General features: G+C 61.6%; 18 protein-coding genes. 17 read left to right on the top strand and 1 reads right to left on the bottom strand.

Features of this window, described 5'->3' with window-relative positions; translation table 11 throughout:
- The first annotated feature begins 172 nt into the window (after window positions 1–172).
- From ACFFT4_RS10220 to ACFFT4_RS10165, 12 genes are all read left to right on the top strand, one after another.
- On the top strand, window positions 173–853 hold the full coding sequence (locus tag ACFFT4_RS10220) for a response regulator transcription factor (RefSeq protein WP_378047314.1): 681 nt from the start codon (window positions 173–175) through the stop codon (window positions 851–853).
- A complete protein-coding gene (locus ACFFT4_RS10215; protein WP_378047313.1) occupies window positions 850–2163 on the top strand; it encodes a sensor histidine kinase in 1314 nt (437 codons plus the stop codon). Before ACFFT4_RS10220 ends, ACFFT4_RS10215 begins: the two co-directional genes overlap by 4 nt.
- Before the next feature lie 669 nt (window positions 2164–2832).
- A complete protein-coding gene (locus ACFFT4_RS10210; protein ID WP_378047311.1) occupies window positions 2833–4308 on the top strand; it encodes an ABC transporter substrate-binding protein in 1476 nt (491 codons plus the stop codon).
- Window positions 4309–4313: 5 nt separating this feature from the next.
- Window positions 4314–5000, top strand: a complete 687-nt coding sequence (locus ACFFT4_RS10205; protein ID WP_378047309.1) for an ABC transporter ATP-binding protein — start codon at window positions 4314–4316, stop codon at window positions 4998–5000.
- Window positions 4957–6024, top strand: a complete 1068-nt coding sequence (locus ACFFT4_RS10200) for an efflux RND transporter periplasmic adaptor subunit (RefSeq protein WP_378047307.1) — start codon at window positions 4957–4959, stop codon at window positions 6022–6024. The genes ACFFT4_RS10205 and ACFFT4_RS10200 overlap by 44 nt, the downstream gene beginning before the upstream one ends.
- Complete coding sequence (locus ACFFT4_RS10195; RefSeq protein WP_378047305.1) at window positions 6024–8801, top strand: ABC transporter permease; 2778 nt, start codon at window positions 6024–6026, stop codon at window positions 8799–8801. The genes ACFFT4_RS10200 and ACFFT4_RS10195 overlap by 1 nt, the downstream gene beginning before the upstream one ends.
- 25 nt (window positions 8802–8826) lie before the next feature.
- On the top strand, window positions 8827–9765 hold the full coding sequence (locus ACFFT4_RS10190; protein ID WP_378047303.1) for an ABC transporter ATP-binding protein: 939 nt from the start codon (window positions 8827–8829) through the stop codon (window positions 9763–9765).
- Window positions 9746–10285 (top strand): RNA polymerase sigma factor, encoded by a 540-nt coding sequence (locus tag ACFFT4_RS10185; protein WP_378047301.1) that lies wholly within the window; start codon window positions 9746–9748, stop codon window positions 10283–10285. Before ACFFT4_RS10190 ends, ACFFT4_RS10185 begins: the two co-directional genes overlap by 20 nt.
- Before the next feature lie 16 nt (window positions 10286–10301).
- On the top strand, window positions 10302–10970 hold the full coding sequence (locus ACFFT4_RS10180) for a pentapeptide repeat-containing protein (RefSeq protein WP_378047299.1): 669 nt from the start codon (window positions 10302–10304) through the stop codon (window positions 10968–10970).
- Window positions 10971–11188: 218 nt separating this feature from the next.
- Window positions 11189–12205, top strand: coding sequence for an ABC transporter substrate-binding protein (locus tag ACFFT4_RS10175; RefSeq protein WP_378047297.1), 1017 nt, complete (start codon window positions 11189–11191; stop codon window positions 12203–12205).
- Window positions 12206–12212: 7 nt separating this feature from the next.
- Window positions 12213–12992: an ABC transporter ATP-binding protein gene (locus tag ACFFT4_RS10170; protein WP_378047296.1), complete on the top strand. Its 780-nt coding sequence runs from the start codon at window positions 12213–12215 to the stop codon at window positions 12990–12992.
- Entirely contained in the window at window positions 12973–13773 is an 801-nt protein-coding gene (locus tag ACFFT4_RS10165) for an ABC transporter permease (protein ID WP_378047295.1), read from the top strand. The genes ACFFT4_RS10170 and ACFFT4_RS10165 overlap by 20 nt, the downstream gene beginning before the upstream one ends.
- Before the next feature lie 106 nt (window positions 13774–13879).
- Here ACFFT4_RS10165 and brfA read toward each other — a convergent pair whose 3' ends face one another.
- Window positions 13880–14098 carry a ribosome rescue factor BrfA gene (brfA, locus tag ACFFT4_RS10160; RefSeq protein ID WP_378047293.1) on the bottom strand — a complete coding sequence of 73 codons (219 nt, stop codon included), beginning with the start codon at window positions 14096–14098 and terminating at the stop codon, window positions 13880–13882.
- Between the two features lie 241 nt (window positions 14099–14339).
- Between brfA and ACFFT4_RS10155 the strand changes: the two genes are divergently transcribed.
- The 5 genes from ACFFT4_RS10155 (at window position 14340) to ACFFT4_RS10135 (ending at window position 19790) form a co-directional block, all read left to right on the top strand.
- On the top strand, window positions 14340–15716 hold the full coding sequence (locus tag ACFFT4_RS10155) for an aldehyde dehydrogenase (protein ID WP_378047541.1): 1377 nt from the start codon (window positions 14340–14342) through the stop codon (window positions 15714–15716).
- A gap of 69 nt (window positions 15717–15785) precedes the next feature.
- Window positions 15786–16934, top strand: a complete 1149-nt coding sequence (locus ACFFT4_RS10150; RefSeq protein ID WP_378047292.1) for an amino acid deaminase/aldolase — start codon at window positions 15786–15788, stop codon at window positions 16932–16934.
- Entirely contained in the window at window positions 16931–18247 is a 1317-nt protein-coding gene (locus ACFFT4_RS10145) for a D-arabinono-1,4-lactone oxidase (RefSeq protein ID WP_378047291.1), read from the top strand. Before ACFFT4_RS10150 ends, ACFFT4_RS10145 begins: the two co-directional genes overlap by 4 nt.
- A gap of 84 nt (window positions 18248–18331) precedes the next feature.
- The gene (locus ACFFT4_RS10140) at window positions 18332–18820 is read left to right on the top strand and encodes a DUF1904 family protein (RefSeq protein WP_378047289.1); all 489 of its coding nucleotides are present in this window, start codon (window positions 18332–18334) and stop codon (window positions 18818–18820) included.
- Between the two features lie 28 nt (window positions 18821–18848).
- Window positions 18849–19790, top strand: a complete 942-nt coding sequence (locus ACFFT4_RS10135) for a metallophosphoesterase family protein (protein ID WP_378047287.1) — start codon at window positions 18849–18851, stop codon at window positions 19788–19790.
- The last annotated feature ends 472 nt before the right edge of the window (window positions 19791–20262 follow it).

The raw sequence follows: 20262 nt of genomic DNA, 5'->3' as shown, positions 1-20262 counted from the left end.
GCGATTCTCGTTTTCTTTCTACTTCTCTATTATAACCGCTGCGGCTGCGGGAGATCGACCGCCTCTCGCCCCCTTTCTAAGCATTCATTAAGGTTCCTTCTATAAAATGGGGGGAAAAGACAGACAGCGTCACGATACGAACGGTCGATAGAGGCGCGAAGGGGAGAGTCCGGTGAGAATTTTGGTGGTCGAGGACGACCGTCCGCTGCGCGAAGCGGTGGCGACGGTGCTTAAAGAAGAAGCCTACCAGGTGGACGAGGCGGACAACGGACCGGACGGTCTGTATATGGCGCAGCAGCGTGTCCACGACTTGGTCGTGCTGGATATTATGATTCCCGGCATGGACGGCTTGGCGGTGCTCTCCGAGCTGCGGACGCAGGGCGCCGCGATGCCGGTGCTGCTGCTGACGGCGCGGGACGCCGTGGCGGATCGCGTCAAGGGACTGGATTGCGGGGCCGACGACTATCTGGTCAAGCCCTTCGCGACACCCGAGCTGCTGGCGCGTATCCGGGCGCTACTGCGCCAGCTGTCGGCGGGAGCGCCGGACGGCGAGCTGCAATACGGAGGGCTAAGCTTGAAATGCTCGGCCAAGGAAGCCTGCGCGCAGGGGAATCCGCTTAAGCTTACGCTGAAGGAATACGAGCTGCTGGAGTATTTCATGCTCGGCAGAGAGCAGATTTTGACGAAGGAGCAGCTGCTCGACCGGGTATGGGGAATCGACTCGGACGCGGGGCTGGGCGTCGTCGACGTATACGTCCATTATTTGCGGAGGAAGCTTGCGCCGTCCGGGCTCGACAGCTACATTCAAACCGTGCGCGGAGTCGGCTATCTGCTGAAGGAGAAAAAAGGATGATTAATCGTACCCGCATGCAGCTCACGATTCGGAACGCCGCCGTGCTGTCCGTCATTTTGATCGGTTTGAATCTGACCGTGTACATCGTGATGAAGCAGATGCTGTTCGCCCAAGTCGATCGGGCGATGAACGGCGTTAACGCCACGACGACGGTGGCCGCCGTGGCGCCCCAGATTTCCGGCACGAAGGGACTTCCGTTGGACAGGGCCGTGACGTTCCGGGTCGCGCAGATGGACAGGCCCGTGATTCAATTGTTGTGGACGGACGAGGACTGGCCGCTGCCGCTGCCGAACAAAAACGGATTTACCGACGAGCAGTTGGAACGGCTGAAGCCCTCGAAGCTCGACGAGCCGTATACGGTGAAGGCGGGAAACCAGTATTTTCGGGTGCTGAACGTCGCCGGCAGCGGCTTGACGGTGACCGGGGGGCTGACGATATCCGGAGGTGAGAGCACGACCTATACGATTAAGACGCAGCAATCTCTCAGCAACGTATCCGCCGAAATCGGCATGCTGGACAGGCTGCGTCTCATTCTGCTGCTCGGAGGCGCGGCGGGGCTGATCGTAGCGATCGGAGCGGGCTTCTATCTGGCCAACCGCGCGCTGATCCCGATTCGGCTGTCGCTGGAGAAGCAGCAGCAATTCGTCTCGGACGCCTCTCACGAGCTGAGAACGCCGCTGTCCGTCATTCAGGCGCATGCGGAGCTGCTGCTGCGCCATCCCGGGCATACGATTGAGCAGGACAGCAAGCACGTATCCACCGTTCTGCAGGAGGCCCGGCGAATGAACAAGCTCGTCGGAGGCTTGCTGACGCTCGCCCGGTCGGACTCCAACCAGCTGGAGCTGGAGCGCAAGCCGGTCCGGCTGGACCTGATCGTTCGGGAGAGCGTGAGCAAGATGGAGATGCTCGCGGAGGTGAAGGAGCTGATTTTGAACGCCGAAATCGACGATTCGATTCCGCTTGAAGCGGACGAAGAGCGTCTGCATCAGTTGCTCGCAATTCTGCTGGACAATGCGATCAAGTATACGCCGGAGGGCGGCGTCGTGTGCGTCGTCTGCCGCAAATTGGCGCATACCGCCCAGCTCGAAGTCGAGGACACGGGCATCGGCATCGCGCCGGAGGAGCTGCCCCGCGTCTTCGACCGTTTCTATCGCGGCGATAAGGCCCGCGGCAGACGGGAGGGCGGGTCGGGGCTGGGCCTGGCGATCGCCCGCTGGATCGTGGAACGCCACGGCGGCAAAATCCGTCTTGAGAGCAAGCTGTCGACCGGCACTCACGTCTATGTCACCTTGCCGCTGTCTTCTAAATAATTAGAGACTTAGAGACTCGCTGGGCGGTGCCCGCCGATTTCACCCCATTGGAGCTCCGATGTCCTATTTTTTCGAGTATCGTCCCCGGATTCCGCCCCATTGGAGTGCCGATGTCCTATTTTTTCGAGTATTGTCCCCGGATTCCACCCGAGTGGAGCTCCGATGTACGATTTTTTGGAGTATTGTCCGCCGATTCCGCCTGATTGGAGCTCCGATGTACGATTTTTTGGAGTATTGTCCGCCGATTTCGCCCCATTGGAGCTCCGATGTCCTATTTTTTCGAGTATCGCCCGCCGATTCCGCCCGATTGGAGCTCCGATGTACGATTTTTGGAGTATCGCCCGCCGATTCCGCCCAATTGGAGCTCCGATGTCCTATTTTTTCGAGTATCGCCCGCCGATTCCGTCCCATTGGAGCTCCGATGTACGATTTTTTGGAGTATCGTCCCCGGATTCCGCCCGATTGGAGCTCCGATGTACGATTTTCTGGAACAATCCCTCGCGGAAGTCTCTTCATGGGGAGCGTGCCCTATGCTATGCGCGAATCGTTCGGTCGTAGATAATTCGATTTCCAAACACTCTTTCAGGGCCTCGACCTCTCTAACCGATTTTTAAGAATCGCTCCCCATACTTGGCTGTGGAAATGACCAGTCGAAGGGAGAGCGATAGGATGAGAAACAATCGCGGGAAGATCAGGAAGCTAAAGGCGGGGACAGGGGCGCTAGTTCTGGCCGTGACGTTAACGCTGACGGGGTGCATGGCCGGCGGCGGCAAGAAACCGTCGGCCGGAGGAGTGGGAAGGGACGCGCAAGGCTCGCTGAAGGTCGCTTATTTTAACGAGCAGGCGTTTTACCAGCAGTACGGCAACGCGTTCCAGGCGATGTTCCCGAACGTGCAGCTGGAGGTCGTGCCGACCGATACGGTGTTCAGCGGCGACGATCCGGTCGCCGGTATGGAGAAGCTGCTTGCGGAGCAGCACCCCGACGCGCTGATGCTGACGGAAGAGCAGTATGCGGCGCTGGCGAACAAAGGGCTGCTCTACGATCTCGACGCCGCGATCAAGCAGGACGAGTTCGATCTCGACGCCTTTGCGCCCACCGTCATCGACCTGCTGAAGGCGCGCGGGGGCGGCAAGCTGTACGGACTCAGCCCCAGCTTCAGCAGCCGGGCGCTCTATTACAACAAGGGCCTGTTCGATCAGCACGGCATCCCCTATCCGACGGACGGCATGAGCTGGGAGGAAGCGATGCAGCTGGCGGCCCGGTTTCCGGTCAAGAAGGACGGGGACGACCCGCTGTACGGATTGTTCCAGCCTTCGCAGACGACGGAGGCGTTCGAGCTGGTCCGCACGATCGGCGAAGCCAAGGGGCTTAGCTACGCGGACGCCGATGCCGGCACGGTGACGATCGACTCGCCGGAATGGAGGGAGATTATCGCAGCCGTCGTCGACGGCTACAAATCGGGCAGCATCTCGATGCCGTCCTCGCAGGACGGAGGAATGGGCGGCGGCATCTCGCTGCAGGGAGCGGGAGGCGGCCGGACGTTCCGGATCGGAGGAGATTCGATGCGCTTCATGTCCGGTCAGGCCGCGATGGCGATTGACGACTCGATGCTGATGATGATGATGGGCATCGGCAGCCGTACGGGCGGGGCGGACGTATCGGTCAAAGCCGCCGCGCCTGCCGGCAAAGGCGGACCGATCCAGTTCAAGGATATCGATTGGGACGTCGTGACGTTGCCGACGGACCCTTCCCAGCCGGACGTTGCCGACGGGATGAGCCTGGAGAACGTATTCGCGATCAACGCGTCTTCCGAGAACGTGCCTGTTGCCTGGGAGCTGCTGAAATACGCGAACGGAGAGCAGCTGGCCAGGACGAATGCGATGTCCGCCGCCTCCTTGTCCTCCAGAACGGCGTTCAAGAAGCAGGAAGAGGGCAAAAACCTCGACGCCTTCTACGCACTCGGAGTCAATGCGCAGATTTTGCTGCAAAATCTGCCGGAAGGCTTCGAGGCCTCGTTCGGCAAGCTGGCCTCCGAGCAAATCGTCCAGGCCGCGGATGGAAAAGCAACCGTAGACGAAGCCGTGCAAGCGATCCAGACGCAAGGCCAGCAGCTGCTCACCAAAGCGCTGGCGGGAGAGGAATAACCGCAATGGAGAAGGAGGAGCAATTGTTGGAGGCTTCCGGCATCCGCAAAAGCTTCCAGGCGGGAGGACGCAAGGTCGAAGTGCTGAAAGGCATCGAAATGACGCTCGTCTCGGGCTGCCTGACGATGCTTCGCGGACGATCCGGCTCGGGCAAGACGACGCTCATGAATGTGCTCGGAGGGCTCGATCGGCCTTCCGCCGGGGAGGTGCGCCTCCGCGGGCGCGCCCTGGGCGGATGGAGCGACAAGCAGCTCGCCGCCTTGCGGCGGAAGGAAATCGGGTTTGTGTTCCAATCGTCGGCGCTGCTCCCGCTGCTCAGCGTCCGCGAGAACGTGGAGCTGAGCTTGCGGATGGCGGGTATCCCGCGTTCCGAATGGCAGGCCCGGACGGCGCGCTGTCTGGAGGCGGTCGGCTTGGCCAAGCGGCGCGACCACCGTCCGCACGAGCTGTCCGGCGGAGAGCAGCAGCGGGTGGCGATCGCCAAGGCGATCGCGCACAAGCCGAGGCTGCTGCTGGCGGACGAGCCGACCGCGGAGCTGGATTCGGCGATGGCGGCGCGGATGATCGGCGTCTTTCGCGACATCGCGGCCGCGGAAGGAACGGCGATCTGCATGACGACGCATGATTCTGCGCTATGGGAGGCGGCGGATGTTGTATATGAAATGGCCGATGGCCGGCTTGTCGGACAATAGGAGAAGGCGATCGCCGCACTGGCTGCCGACCGCGGCGCTTGCGCTGGCGCTGCTTGCGGCGCTGACGGGCTGCTCGCTGCTGCCGCAGGAGGAGGAGCCGGAGCAGCTGCCCGAAATCCGCACGCCGAAAATTTCGCAGAAGCCGGAATACGAGGTGAAGCGGGGGACGCTGGAGACGAAGGTTAGCGCGGCGGGCAAGCTGATGTCCGAGAAGGAGGAAAACCTCTTCTTCACGGAGGACAACCGTCGGATCGTCGACGTCCGCGTGAAAGCGGGCGACGAGGTGAAGAAGGGACAGGTGCTGGCCGAGCTCGATACGGGCGATACGGAAAGCCAAATTATGCGCAAGGAGATTGAGCTGGAGAAGGCCGAGCTCGATCTGAAGGAAGCGATGCGCGAAGCCTCCGACGAAAGCGAGGTCGCGCTTCGCAAGCGGCAGCTCGATTACGAGCTGCTCAAGAAGGAGCTGGCCGAGCTGCGCGGCAAGCTGGACGGCTCGAAGCTGGTCGCTCCATACAGCGGTACGATCGTCAGCTTTACGGCGAAGAAGGGCGATCTGGCGAAAGCCTACGAGAAAATCGGGCGGATTGCCGATATGAACGCGCTTGTTGTCGCCGTCAAGCTGAGCTCGAGCGATCTGGAAGACGTCGCTCCGGGCATGGAGGCGATCGTCGGGATCAACGCGGCCGGCGAGCATCGGGGCAAGGTGCGGCGGCTGCCGGTCGGCACGGATGATTCGGGGGAGGATTCGCTCGATGCCTACGCTCTGATCGATCTGTCGGAGCTGCCGGACGGCGTCGGGCACGGTACGCCGCTGAACGCCTCGATCGTCGTCGAGAAGCGGGAGCGGACGCTGTATATTCCCACAGCGGCGCTGCGCAAGCAGAATAACCGCAATTACGTCATCGTGGCGCAGCCCGACGGGAGCAAGGGCGAGGTGGATGTGGAGGTCGGCATTCAGACGGCGACCGAAGCGGAAATCATCAAGGGGCTGGAGGAAGGCTGGAAGGTCGTGGGCAAATAATGCGAATCCTCGGCTATCTCCTGCTGAAAATGTGGAAAAACCGCGCCTACACGCTCAGTACGCTGCTCGGCTTGACCGTGGCCGTCTCGTTCGCGATGAGCATTCCGATGTACGCCGACGGGACATTAAAGCGGCTTGTCGCCAAAACCCTTCAGGAGGAGACGAAGGGGCTGCCGGCCGCCTCGCTGTACATCAAGTATCAGCCGGGAGCGGCGAAGGACACGGATCTCGAAAGTCTGGACGAGCTCGACCGGTGGATAGCCGGAGAGCTGCCCGGGCGGATCGGGTTTCCCGCGGACGCGTATTCCGGCCGGATGAATTTGCCGGCCTCCACGGTGCGGATGGCCGAAGCGGGGAACGGAAGCTCCTCGCGTCTCGTCCGCATGGAGCTTGCGGCCCAGAGCGGGGATTTCGAACGGCTTGAAATCGTGCAGGGACGGAGCCCCCGGGACGGCGTGCAGGATGGAGCGGTCGAAGTGCTGGCGCTGGACGAGACGCTGAACCGTTACGGCTGGAAAGTCGGCGACAGGCTGCTCTACGACGCCGTCGATATCGACGGGAAAAAGAAGCGATTGACTCTCCAGCTTTCGGGGGCTTACCGGCTGAAGGACGAAGCGGATGCGGGCTGGGCGATCGACGGCAAGGACAAGCTGGCGGAAAGTCTGCTCGTCAGCCGGGGGACGATGACGGGAAGCCTGCTCGGGGACGGCCGCCTTGCCCTCGATGCGGCGGGCTGGTTCTACGCGTTCGATCTGAGCGACATTCGCATCGGCAGCCTCTCTCCGCTGATCGGGGAGCTTGAGCGGCTGGACAACCAGCTAAGCCGGATGCTCGACAGCGCGAAGGTGAATCTGTCTTTCGTCGACATGCTGCACGACTTCAATCGTCAAAGCCTGCTCCTGCAGGCGATGCTGTTCGCGCTGGCCGCTCCGGTGCTGGCGATGGTGCTCTATTTCGTCGCGATGAACGCCAAGCAGGCGCTCGACCGGCAGCGGGGCGACATCGCGGTGCTGCACAGCCGGGGAGCCAGTCCGCGCCAGATTGTGACGCTGTACCTGATCGAAGCTTCGCTGCTGGGAGCCGCGGCGCTGCTGCTCGGCATCGGACTGGCCTGGCTGATGGCCAAGACGATCGGCGCTTCCAACGGCTTCCTCGAATTCGTCGGGCGCCGGTCGATTCCGGTCGGGCGCAACGGCGCCGCATGGCTGTTCGGCGGCCTGGCGGCGGTCGCGGCGATCGTCGCCACCGTCGCGCCGGTCCGCGCCTACGCGGAAGCTTCGGTCGTCAAGCATGCGGGCCGCTCGAGCGGCGGCAAGCCTCTCTGGCAGAGGCTGTACGTCGACGTCGTCCTGCTGGCGGCGGCCGCGGCCGCCTGGTACTTGGTGGAATCCGGCCGCATATCGGCCGGGAGCGCGGGCGGAGACGGGATCGAGCCGACGATATTCGTGCTGCCGACCTTGTTTCTGTTCGCATCGGGTTTGGTTGCGTTGCGGCTGTTTCCGCTGCTGCTCCGCCTCTGGAACGCGCTGGCGGGAAGACGAATGCCGGTGACGATCCATCTGACGATGACGCAGCTGTCTCGGTCCGCGGGCGTGTTTCACCCGATTATGATTTTGCTCATTCTGACGATCGGACTTGGCGTCTACAACGCCTCCGCGGCGCGCACGATGGACGTCAACGCGACGGATCGCGCGCAGTACCAATACGGGAGCGACGTTGTGCTGACGGCGGCCTGGGAAGGCGTCCAGGACGAGAGCGACGCGAACAAAATCTATTACAACGAGCCGTCGTACGCCGCTTATTCGAAGCTGGAAGGCGTGTCGGCCGCCGCCCGGGTGATGCGGACGAACGGCAAAGCCTCGATCGGCGGGAAGGCGGCCGGAGCGGCGCAGCTTCTCGGCATCGACAACGCCGAATTCGCCAGGGCGGCCCGTTTCCGCGAGGACCTGTATCCGATTCGTCCTTATTCTTATTTGGACGCGCTCGGCCAGACCGAGCAGGCAGCTCTCGTGTCCGCGGGCTTCGCCGAACGTTACGGCGTGCAGCCGGGCGATCCGTTAACCGTGGCCGTCGGGTACGGCAACGAGCCCGTAGAGCTGGTCGTCGTCGGAATCGTCCCTTACTGGCCCAGCCTGTATCCGGACGAAGCGCCCTTCGTCGTGGCCAATCTGGAGTACGTGTATCAACAGATCGATAAAATTCCGTACGAGGTGTGGCTTAGGATGGAGGACGGGGCCAGGCTGGCTCCCGTGCTTGAGACGTTGGCGCAGCGGGGAATCGCGGTTGCCAGCGCGGAGGACGTCCGGGGAGAGCTGGCGGAGCGGCGCAACCATCCCGCGCAGGGCGGCGTCTTCGGCATTCTCGGCCTCGGGTTTCTGATCTCGCTGCTGGTGTCCTTTCTGGGGTATGTGATTTTCTGGTTTTTCACGCTGTCGCGGCGGGTCGTTCAGCTCGGCGTTCTCAGGGCGATGGGGCTGTCGCGCGGCCAGCTTGCCCGCATGCTGCTGCTGGAGCAGCTGCTGACGACGGGGCTGTCCGTCCTGGCCGGAGGCGGTCTCGGCGCGCTGGCCGGCCGACTGTTCCTGCCCTTCCTGGGCGGCGGGACGACGGAGGGAGCCCGGCAGGTTCCTCCGCTGAGAATCGTGTTCGAGGCCGGGGACACCGCCAAGCTGGCCGCCGCCGTCGGGATTATGCTCGCGGCGGGCGCCTGCCTGTTCATCGTTCAGCTGAGGAGGCTGCGCATCGCGCAGGCCGTGAAGCTGGGCGAGGAGCACTGATTACGGGCAAGGAGGAGAGCCGCCGATGATCCATTGCGAGGACTTGGTGAAAATATTCAAAACCGACGACGTAGAGGTCGTCGCGCTGCAAGGCCTGAATTTGACGGTCGAGCAGGGCGAGATGATGGCGATTATCGGCAACAGCGGCAGCGGCAAATCGACGCTGCTCAACATCTTGGGCGGGCTCGACCGGCCCTCCGCGGGCCGCGCTGTCGTCGGATCGTGGAACCTGCTGAAAATGACCAAGGAACAGCTCATCGAGTACAAACGAAAAACCGTCGGCTTTATCTGGCAGAACAACGCGCGAAACCTCGTGCCTTACTTGACCGCGCTGCAGAACGTCGAGCTGCCGATGGTCATCGGAGGCAAGGCCGACCGCGCCTATGCCAAAAGGCTGCTGGAGGCCGTCGGGCTGGAGCATCGGATGGGCAGCCGGCTGACGCAGCTCAGCGGGGGCGAGCAGCAGCGAGTCGCGATCGCGATTGCGCTGTCCAACCGGCCCCGGCTCGTGCTGGCCGACGAACCGACGGGCTCGGTGGACAGCGCGGCCGGCGAGCGGATCCTCGATATTTTCCGCCGGCTGAACCGGGAGATGGGCGTGACGATCGTTATCGTCACCCACGATCTCTCCGTCGCGGACAAGGTCGACCGCGTCGTCGCCATCCGCGACGGCATGACGAGCACGGAATGGCTGAAGCGGGAGGATGCGGAAGCTTCGCCGCGGGAGAACGGCACGGTCGCGGGTCAAGACGGCGTTCGGTTCGGCGATCGTCACGAGGAATACGTCGTGCTCGACCGCGTCGGCCGGCTGCAAATTCCGCAAGCTTATTTGGAGGCGATGAACGTGACGGGCAAGGCGGTGCTGCAATTCGACGGGAGGACGGTCACGATCGGCCCGCCGGATGCCGCGCCCGCTGCGGGGGAGCGGGAAGGGGGCGGAGACGATGGAGCCGGCGACGGCTGACGCGGCGGGCCGGCTGTATGCGGCCTATGCGGGCGATCTGAACCGGTATATGCTCTATTTGACGCGCAATCGCGAGGAAGCCGCCGATCTCGTGCAGGAGGTGTTCCTCAAGCTGTGCCAGCAGGAGCGGCCGCCGGAGCGCGCCAAGGAATGGATGGCGTCGACCGGCTATCGCCTCTTCGTCGATCGGTGGCGCCGCGGCCGGCGCATTCGCTGGCTGCCGCTGGAAGGCGGGGAGGCGCGGAGCCTGCACGCTCCCGAGCAGGCTTTGCTGGACAAGGAGTTCGCGGAAGCGATGCGGCTGCTTCTGCTGCGTTTTCACACGCGCCGGCGGCGCGTGATGGTTTTGCGGTTTTACAAGGAGTACAGCTGCGGGGAAATCGCCCGCGTTCTCGGCTGCTCCGAGAACACCGTCAAGTCGGACATCCGGCGCGGCAAAATGCAGCTGTCCAAGTGGCTGACCGACGCGGCGCTTTCCATTCCGTCCGGCCTCGTCCATAATAGAGAGGCGAGAGCTTGACGAAAGGAAGAGATCGATGGCGGCGAAAAAAGGCAAAATCGTCGGACCGGAGGCGCCGCGGCTGCTTGAGCCGTTTGCGATGTTCGACACAACGGTGGACGATTACGAGATGGAGGACAAAATGCCGTTCGAGACGTGCCGGTTCGTTCCCGGGACAATCGCGAACCAGTCGGCGGACAAGGTGCTGTTCGACTGCGTCGTATTCGATCGGGTGACGTTCGAGAACGTGACGCTGGAGCGGGCGGAGTTCGTCGACGTCGTGTTCGACCACTGCGACCTGTCCAACGTCGTTTTCCGCGATGCGGTGCTGCACCGGGTGGAATTTAATCATTGCAAAATGCTCGGCCTGGACCTGTCGACGACAACGCTGCGCAACGTGAAGTTCGAGGAATGCGTCGGCCAGTACGCGATGTTCCGTTTCGCGGACATGAAGCATGTCGCGTTCCGCGACGGCGGCTTCGACAAGGCCGACTTCTACGAGGCGCAGTTCAATCAGGTCGAATTTTCGCGCTGCGAGCTCGATCAGGCGCAGTTCGTCGGAGCCAAGCTGAAGGGCGTCGACCTGAGCAGCTGCGAGTTCCGGACGCTCGGATCGTCGCTCGAGGATTTGCAGGGCTGCGTGATGAGAACGGACCAGCTTTCCGGCGTGGCCCATTTGCTGGGCATCGTGCTGAAGGACGATTAACGGAGCGACTGATCGAAGGACGGCCGTCGGATGCGAACGAACGCGGCGCTTGGAGAAGGACGACAATCGAGTGCGAACAGACGCGGGCGCCGATTGTCAAATGCGAACAAACGCGGTTCGGAAGAATCGAATAGACGGGCGCGAATGAACGCCAACCCTCGGCTTTGAATAGGATAATACCTATTCAAAGCTTTTTTTTCATGAGGGAGAGAACGAGGATGAGGAACAAGGGCAGAATCGCCGCGCTGCTGCTGGCGGCTGCGTTGATCGCGTTGGCCGTATCGGCCTGCGGCAAGAATGGGGGCAAGTCGGGAGAGCTGAGGACGGTCAAGTTTTCCGAGGTTATTCGTTCCATTTTCTACGCGCCGCACTACGTGGCCATGTCTCGGGGATTTTTCGAGGACGAGGGGCTTAACGTCGACATGAATACGGCGCAGGGCTCCGACAAGGGGGCCGCCGCGCTGATCGCGGGAACGGCGGATATTTCCCTGGTCGGTCCGGAGACGACGATCTATATTTTCAACCAGAAGGGCGAGAAGACGCTTAAAGCGTTCCACCAGTTGACGGACAAGGACGGCTCGTTCCTGCTGTCGCGGGAGCAATTGGACGACTTCGAGTGGAGCGACCTGAGCGGTAAAACGGTTCTCGGCTGGAGGCCGGGCAGCGCGCCGCAGATGGTCCTGAACTCGATGCTGATCAAGGAAGGGACGGAAGGCGTCAACGTGATTACCAATATCGCCTCGCCGGCGCTGGCGGGCGCGTTCGCGAGCGGACAGGGCGATTTCATCCAGCTGTTCGAGCCGGTCGCCTCCACGCTCGTTCAGGAAGGGAGGGCCCACTACGTCGCCTCGCTTGGCGAAGCGTTCGGCGAATTTCCGGAGACGTCCTACGTCGCCACCTCGGACTACATCAAGAACCATCCGGACGTGATCCAAAGCTTCGTCAACGCGGTCGCCAAAGGCGCCGAGTGGCTGAACACCGCATCGGACGACGACATTGCGAAGGCGCTGGCGCCATTTTTCGAGGGGACCTCGGACGAATTGATCCTGCAGTCGGTTAACCGGTACAAGAATCAGGGAACGTGGCCGACGCATCCGGAGCTGACGCAGGGCCAATTCGATACGCTGCAGAACGTGCTGGTGGAAAACGGCGTGCTGAAGGACGCGGAGCGAGTCGCGAACATGGACGATATCGTCGACATGAGCTTCGTGCATAAACTCGGGAAAACGGAATGATGAGGCTATGGCGCATATTGAGCTGAAAGACGTCGGACTGAGCTATTTTACGCCGAAGCAGGAGACGGAAGCGCTGCGCGACGTGAACCTGTCGATCGGCCGGGGAGAGTTCATCAGCGTCGTCGGACCGAGCGGCTGCGGCAAGAGCACGCTGCTCTCCCTCGTCTCCGGCATGCTCGCCCCGACGAAGGGGAGCGTCCGCATCGACGGGGACCCGGTATCCGGTCCTTCGCGCAAAGTCGGCTACATGCTGCAGCACGACCATCTGTTCGAATGGCGGAACGTGCTGAACAATCTGCTTGTCGGCGCGGAAATCCGCCGCATGGACCGGGAGCGGGCGAAGCGCAGGGCGCTGGAGCTGCTGGAGCGCTACGGGCTGGGGGAATTCGCTGCGCACGGGCCGGGGCAGCTCTCCGGCGGGATGCGCCAGCGGGTCGCGCTGATCCGTACGCTGGTGGCGGAGCCGGATATTTTGCTGCTCGACGAGCCGTTCTCCGCCCTCGATTACCAGACCCGGCTCAAGCTGTCCGACGAGGTGCATCGCATCATCAAGGAGCAGGGCAAGACGGCCGTGCTCGTCACGCACGATCTGTCCGAGGCGATCAGCATGGCCGACCGGGTGATGGTCATGTCGAAGCGGCCGAGCACGATCTCGGGAGTTCACGAGATTCGTTTCGCGGAAGGCGAAGGCCTGTCGCCCTGGCAGAAAAGGCAGGCGACCGGATACAACGGCATGTTTAACGTCATCTGGAAGGAGCTGGAGGAGCATGTCGTCTCCGCTATATGAACGTTACCTGCGCCTCCAGAAGCGCCGGCAGCGTCTCGTGTTGTGGTCGCGTCTGGCGGTGCTTGCCGCGTTCCTGGGCCTCTGGGAGTTCGCCGCCCGCTCGGGCTGGATCGATCCGATGCTGACGAGCCGCCCTTCGCAGCTTGCGTCCGCTTTTCGCGAGCTGGCTTTCGAGGGCAATCTGCTGCGGCATACGTGGATTACCGGCTGGGAGACGCTCGTCGGCATCGTCGTCTCGATGCTGCTCGGCACGGGGATCGCCGTCGGGTTCTGGTGGTCGACGTTTGCCTCCAGGGTGCTGGAGCCGTACGTCGTCGTGCTGAACGCGCTGCCCAAGGTGGCGCTCGGCCCGATTTTCTATATTTGGCTGGGCGATCGCTATTCGATCTACGGCATGGCGGTGGCGATCTCGATCATCGTGACGATCATCATGGTGGAGAGCGGTTTTAAGGAAATCAGCAAATCGAAGCTGAAGCTGATGGAGTCGTTCGGGGCGACGCGGGGGCAGATGCTGCGGATGGTGCTGCTTCCGGCCAGCATCCCTTACTTCATCGCCACGCTCAAGGTCAACGTCGGTCTCACTTTGGTCGGCGTCGTGATGGGCGAGTTTCTGTCGTCGAAGGCGGGGCTTGGTTACCTGATCATCTACGGCGGGCAGGTGTTCCAGATGACGCTCGTCATGGTCAGCATCGCCATGCTGGCGCTGCTCTCCGCGCTTCTGTACGGCGCGGTCAACGCCCTGGAGCTGCTCGCGCGCCGGCGCTACCATCACGAGGAATGAGCGGAGGCGAATCGTGAAAACTGGGCGTTCGTGCCTGCGGCAAGTTTATGGAGCGCAGCAACGGCCTCGTAATCCTCTTTGGCGGCTGAGCGGTATTGGCTGTCCATCAAGCGGACGCCTCCTCCTGAAACAAATACGGCACAAAAAAATCAGCGCCCTCGCGGCTGCCCTTACGGCGGCATTGCGTGCGGCGCTGTTCTGCTTTCTTGTTCATGACGACTTGCGTTTGCGGCTTTCTGTGCCAGCGAATGCGGTTCAGCTCGGGATCGATCCGACCGGACAGCTCGGCTTCGCGCTTGCGCTTCTTCATTGGCGACTTGCTCATAGTTTCATTCCTCCTGTTCATAGTACGATCATAACTTATCGGAAACCTCAATAGCAACAATAGGAGCTGGTGACCACAGAAACGGAACGGAAAAGGGGAAGGGGGCGGCGCAATCCTGTAGAAGTTGTCAGAAAACTCTTTACATCAGGGTCTATTTACCTAGATAATCAAATTGATACCGGAGCGGCCGCGAGCCGACGAAGGAGAGAACGCTTTGAATTCTCATGCCTCGTTCCAACCGATCGAAACCTATGAAATAGACGCTGTCGTTGAGAGACAGAAGCGGTATTACCTGACGGGGGAGACCAGACCGGTCCCGTTTCGCAGGGCGCAGCTGGCCAAGCTGCGGGAAGCCTTGCTGCGGTTTGAGCCCGAGCTGCTGGCCGCCCTCCGACAAGACCTGAACAAATCCGAGCAGGAGGCGTACACGACCGAGATCGGCATCGTGCTTACGGAGCTTCGGATTGCGCTGCGGCATGTCCGCCGCTGGTCGAAGCCGGATAAGGTGCGCACGCCGTTGACTCATTTCGGAGCGAGCAGCCGGATCGTCCCGGAGCCTTACGGGACAACGCTCGTTATAGGACCTTGGAATTATCCGGTAAACCTGATGCTCGTGCCGGTCGTATCGGCGATCGCCGCCGGCAACACGATCGTCATGAAGCCGTCCGAGATGGCGCCGGCGACCTCCCGCGTGCTGGCGACGCTTGTGCGCGAAACGTTCCGTCCCGAATACGTGGCCTTGATCGAGGGGGAAGCGTCCGTCAGCACCGAGCTGCTGAAGCGGCCGTTCGATCATATCTTTTTCACCGGAAGTCCGCAGGTTGGCCGCATCGTAATGGAAGCCGCAGCGAAGCGGCTTATTCCTGTCACCCTGGAGCTCGGCGGCAAAAGCCCGTGCATCGTCCACAACGACGCCTGCCTGGCGCTGGCTGCCAAGCGGCTTGTCTACGGCAAGCTGACGAACGCCGGGCAGACGTGCGTGGCGCCCGACTATTTGCTCGTGCACAAGGAAGCGAAGGCGGCGCTGTATAAGGAGATCGAAAGCGTCGTTGAAGCCTTCTACGGCAAGGAACCTCTTCGCGACCCGGATTACGGGCGGATCGTGAACGAACGGCATTACCGCAGGCTGCTCGAATACTTGAAGGACGGCCGCATCGCGTACGGAGGGCAGACGGACGACGCGGCTCTGAAAATCGCCCCGACGCTGCTGGAAGGCGTGTCTTCGGCATCGGGGGCGATGCGGGAGGAAATTTTCGGGCCGATTCTTCCCGTGCTCGAATACGAGACGCTCGACGAGCTGCTGGCGATCATCCGGGAAAACCCGAAGCCGCTGGCGCTGTACGTCTTCTCGGAAAACAAACGGTTCCAGCAGGACATTATCCGCGAGGTGCCGTTCGGCGGAGGCTGCGTCAACGATACGCTGATGCATCTGGGCACGCCGTATTTGCCGTTCGGCGGCGTAGGCACGAGCGGGATCGGCAGCTATCACGGCGAGCACGGCTTCCGGACGTTCTCCCACTACAAGAGCGTGCTGAAGCAGACAAGCCGCTTCGACTTTCCTTTTCGTTACCCGAAAGCCAAAAACGGCCTGACCATCATACGCAAGCTGCTTCGATAATACGACGAGAGGAAGATCCTTCTGACGCCCGATTATGCGACGTACAAGCAAGCGTTCGCGAATGTCCCGATGCCGTTCGCCTATCTGGATCGGGATTTGCTGGATCTCAACATTCGCCATATCGCCGCCGCGGCCGGAAGCAAAAAAATCCGCATCGCCAGCAAGTCGATCCGTTCCGTGGAGGCGCTTCGCTATATTTTTCGCGCGGACGACCGCTTTCAGGGCATCATGTGCTACTCGGCGGAGGAGGCTTGTTTTCTGGCGGGAAAAGGGTTCGACGACCTGCTGCTCGGCTATCCGACGTGGGAGGCTTCGGGCATCGGACGCCTGGTCGATCGGATCGGCGAGGGGCGCCGCATCGTCTTTATGACGGACTGTCTCGAGCATGTCGAACGGATCGAGCAGATCGCCCGGGCGCGCGGCGTGCGCGTGCCGCTCTGCCTCGATATCGATATGTCGTCGGATTATCCGGGTCTGCGTTTTGGCGTATGGCGCTCTCCTCTGAGCGAATGGGATAGCGTGCGTCCGGTCGCGGAGCGGATTGTCCGTTCCGAGTGGGTCCGGCTCGAAGGCATAATGGGCTACGAGGCGCAGATTGCCGGAGTCGGCGACAACGCTCCGGGCGCCGCGATCAAGAACGGACTGGTCCGCCTGTTGAAAAAGCGTTCGATTCGCGAGGTGGCAAGACGAAGACAGGAGATCGCGGAACGCCTTCGTTCGCTGGGAGCGGAGCCGAAGCTCGTGAACGCGGGAGGGACCGGCAGCTTGGCCAGCTCCCGCGAGGAGGAGGCTGTCACGGAGCTGACGGCGGGCTCGGGGTTTTATTCGCCCGGGCTGTTCGACCATTACCGCGATTTCCGGTACGCTCCGGCCGCCGGGTTCGCGGTCGAGGTCGTCAGGAAGCCGCGAGCGGACATCGTCACCTGCATGGGCGGCGGATATGTCGCTTCAGGGGCGGCGGATAACGCCAAGCTTCCGACGCCCTTTTTGCCGGAGGGGCTGGAGTTGCTGTCTCTGGAGGGAGCGGGAGAGGTGCAAACGCCGCTTCGCCGAAGGGGCAATCCGGAGACGGAGCTTGCGCTCGGCGATCCCGTGTTTTTCCGCCATGCGAAGGCGGGGGAGCTGTGCGAGAGATTCGATTCGTTGTTCGTCGTTTCGGATGGAACGGTGATCGACCGCTTTGCGACTTACAGGGGCATGGGGGAAAACTTCTTATGATAAAAAGCGGACGCAAGTGGCGAAATTGGTCGAGGATCGTAAGCGCGACTCCGCGAACGGTTCTGTACCCCCTGCATATCGAAGAAGTCGTGGAGGCCGTCAAGCTGTGCCGCGAGCAAGGGAGAACGCTGCGCGTGCTCGGCTCCGGGCACTCGTTTACGGCGATCGCCGCATCAGACGACGTTTTCGTCTCGCTCGACCGGATGCAGGGCATCCTGCATGTGGACTGGGAAGCCTGCACGGCGACGGTATGGGCCGGCACGAAGCTGCGGATGCTCGGAGAGCTGCTTCATTCCGAAGGGCTGGCGCAGGAAAACCTCGGAGACATCGACGTTCAATCGATTGCCGGCGCGATCAGCACCGGCACGCACGGAACCGGCCTGGCGTTCGGGAATATTTCGACCCAGGTGGTCGGTCTGACCGTCGTGACCGCAACCGGAGAGGTGCTGGACGTGACGGAGAGGTCGCATCCCGAGCTGTTCAAGGCGCTGCAGATTTCGCTCGGAGCCCTCGGCGTGATCGTCCAGGTGACGCTGCGGCTGCAGCCCTCGTATAAATTAAAGTACGAGAGCGCCCGCCTGCCGCTGTCCGAATGCATGGAGCGTTTGGACGACCTGACGCGCCGCCACCGGAACTTCGAATTTTACTGGTTCCCGTACGCGGAGCCGTGCCAGCTTAAAATGATGAACGAGACGGAGGAGCCGGCCACCCCGGATAAACTGTCAAGCTACCTGAGCGATCTCGTGCTGGAGAACGTCGTGTTCGGCGCCCTGTCCGGCCTGTGCCGCTGGGTGCCGCGGATGAGCGCGTCGGTAAGCCGGCTGTGCGCCGCCGCCGTGCCGACCGGAAGCCGAATCGAGATCAGCCACCGGGTGTATGCGACGAAACGGCTTGTCCGTTTTAATGAAATGGAGTACAATCTACCGATCGAGGCGCTGCAGCCCGTCATCCGGGAAATGAGGGAGCAGATGGCCCGCGAAGAGTATCGCGTCCATTTTCCGATTGAATGCCGGTTCGCCAAGGGCGATCAGATTTGGCTGAGTCCCGCTTACGGCAGGGATTCCGCTTATATCGCGGTTCATATGTATCGGGGCATGCCTTATGAGCGTTTTTTTGCGGATATGGAGCGAATCTTTCTTCGGCATGGGGGACGGCCGCACTGGGGCAAGCTGCATTCCCTGCAGGCCGCCGAGCTGCGGAAAGCTTATCCGATGTGGGACAGGTTCAAGAAGCTGCGCGCGGAAATGGACCCGGGCGGCAACTTCCTGACGCCTTATTTGCGGAAATTGTTCGGGATCGAAGCCGAGAAATAGTTAAAGCGCGTGTTCAGAAAGTTCCGCTTCGCGATCAAAATTGGACGTTTTGAACAACCGCTTAAAAGAAGGAGTGTCCGGATCATGCCTCATTTGCTGTTCCGGGGCGTACCGCCGGAGCAAGTCCGCGCGATCAGCGCGCCGCTTGTCGCGGAGCTGGCTTCCGTGTGCCGGTGCCCGGAGGACTATATTTTGTTGGAATGTTTACATACGACGGCCCTGTTCGGGGGAGAGATCGTCCCTTCCTATCCGTTCGTCGAGGTGGCCTGGTTCGACCGGGGAACGGCCGTACGGGACCTCGCAGCGGCTTGCATCGACCGCCATGTCCGCTCGCTCGGCGTGCCGGAGCTGGAGATCGCTTTCCGCAATTACGAGCGGGACGGCTACTATGCCAACGGAGAACGGCTCGGCGAATCGGCCTCGGCTCCGGAGGCGCAGGATGCGGAAGCGCTGCTGGCGGAGAATAGACGGCTAAAGGAAGAACTGTACAAGGCGAGAAAAGCGATTCAGTCGAAGTCGGCCGGCTCGGGCTCCAGTATGTCGAGCAAGCTCTATGACGCGTTAAGAGAGTAGATACGATTGCGAGGTTGGATGCATGGGGATGAGCAGCAGCTTGAAGTTCCGTGCCGACGGGACGTTCACGATCGTTCAATTCACCGATCTGCACTGGACGGACGGAGGAAAGAAGGACGCACTCACCCGCGCGCTGATGGAACGGATTTTGGAGGAGGAGCGCCCGGATCTGGTCGTGCTGACCGGCGACGTGATCGACAGCCTTCGCTGCGCCGATCCGCTCCGGTCCTTCCGCGAGGCGCTGTCCGCCGTCGTTGGCAGCGGCATTCCATGGGCGGCTATCTTCGGCAATCATGACAGCGAAGGGGATGTTGCGCGGGAACGGCTGCTGGACGTTCAACTGGAGCTGGCGGGAACGATTGCGCAGCCGAGTCCGCACGATATTTCCGGAGTCGGCAACTTTGTCGCGCGAATAGAGGATGCGGCGGGGCGCACGGGAGCGGCGCTTTATTTTCTCGACAGCGGCGCTTATTCGGAGCTTCCGGGCATAGACGGCTACGACTGGGTACGCGCGAATCAGATCGCTTGGTTCCGCGAGCAAGCGGGGGCGCTGCGGCGGGACAACGGAGGCATTCCGGTTCCGGCTTTGCTGTTTCTGCACATTCCGTTCCCAGAGTACCGAGAGATATGGAATACCCGCGTCTGCAGAGGCCGCCGCTTCGAAAAGGTGCACGCCCCGGGGATCAACTCCGGCCTGTTTGCCGCGCTGGTCGAGACCGGCGGGACGGCGGGCGTTTTTTGCGGTCACGATCATATCAACGACTACATTGGCGAACTGGACGGCATCCGTCTCGGCTACGGGAGAGCGACCGGCTACAACACCTACGGACGATGGTTCTACCAACGCGGTGCACGCATCATCCGGCTTCGCGACGGCGAGCCGGGCTTCTCCACCTGGCTGCGACTGGCGAACGGCAGGAAAGTCGGCCCCCAGCCCCGCCACTCTCCGCACTGGTTCTCACGCGCCTAATCGTTATGCCGCCCCTCACAAACCGGGATTCCGGCGTCCGATGTTCTACAGAATCGGTTATCGCGCCTCACAAATCAAGATTTCGCCCCACGATGTTCTAAAGAATCGGTTAACTCGCCTCACAAATCAAGATTTCGCTGCTCGATGTTCTAAAGAATCGGTTAACGCGCCTCACAAATCAAGATTTCGCCGTCCGATGTTCTAAAGAATCGGTTAACGCACCTCCCAAACCGGGATTTCGCCTCCCGATGTTCTACAGAATCGGTTAACGCGCCTCACAAACCGGGATTTCGCCTCCCGATGTTCTACAGAATCGGTTAACGCGCCCCACAAACCAAGATTTCGCCGCTCGATGTTCTAAAGAATGGGTTAACGCGCCCCACAAACCGGGATTTCGCCGCCCGATGTTCTAAAGAATCGGTTAACGCACCTCACAAACCGGGATTTCGCCCCACGATGTTCTAAAGAATCG

Origin of the sequence: Cohnella cellulosilytica, assembly GCF_042431195.1 — a bacterium.
Lineage (GTDB): Bacteria > Bacillota > Bacilli > Paenibacillales > Paenibacillaceae > Cohnella > Cohnella cellulosilytica.
This window is presented reverse-complemented; position numbering and strand designations above follow the sequence as displayed.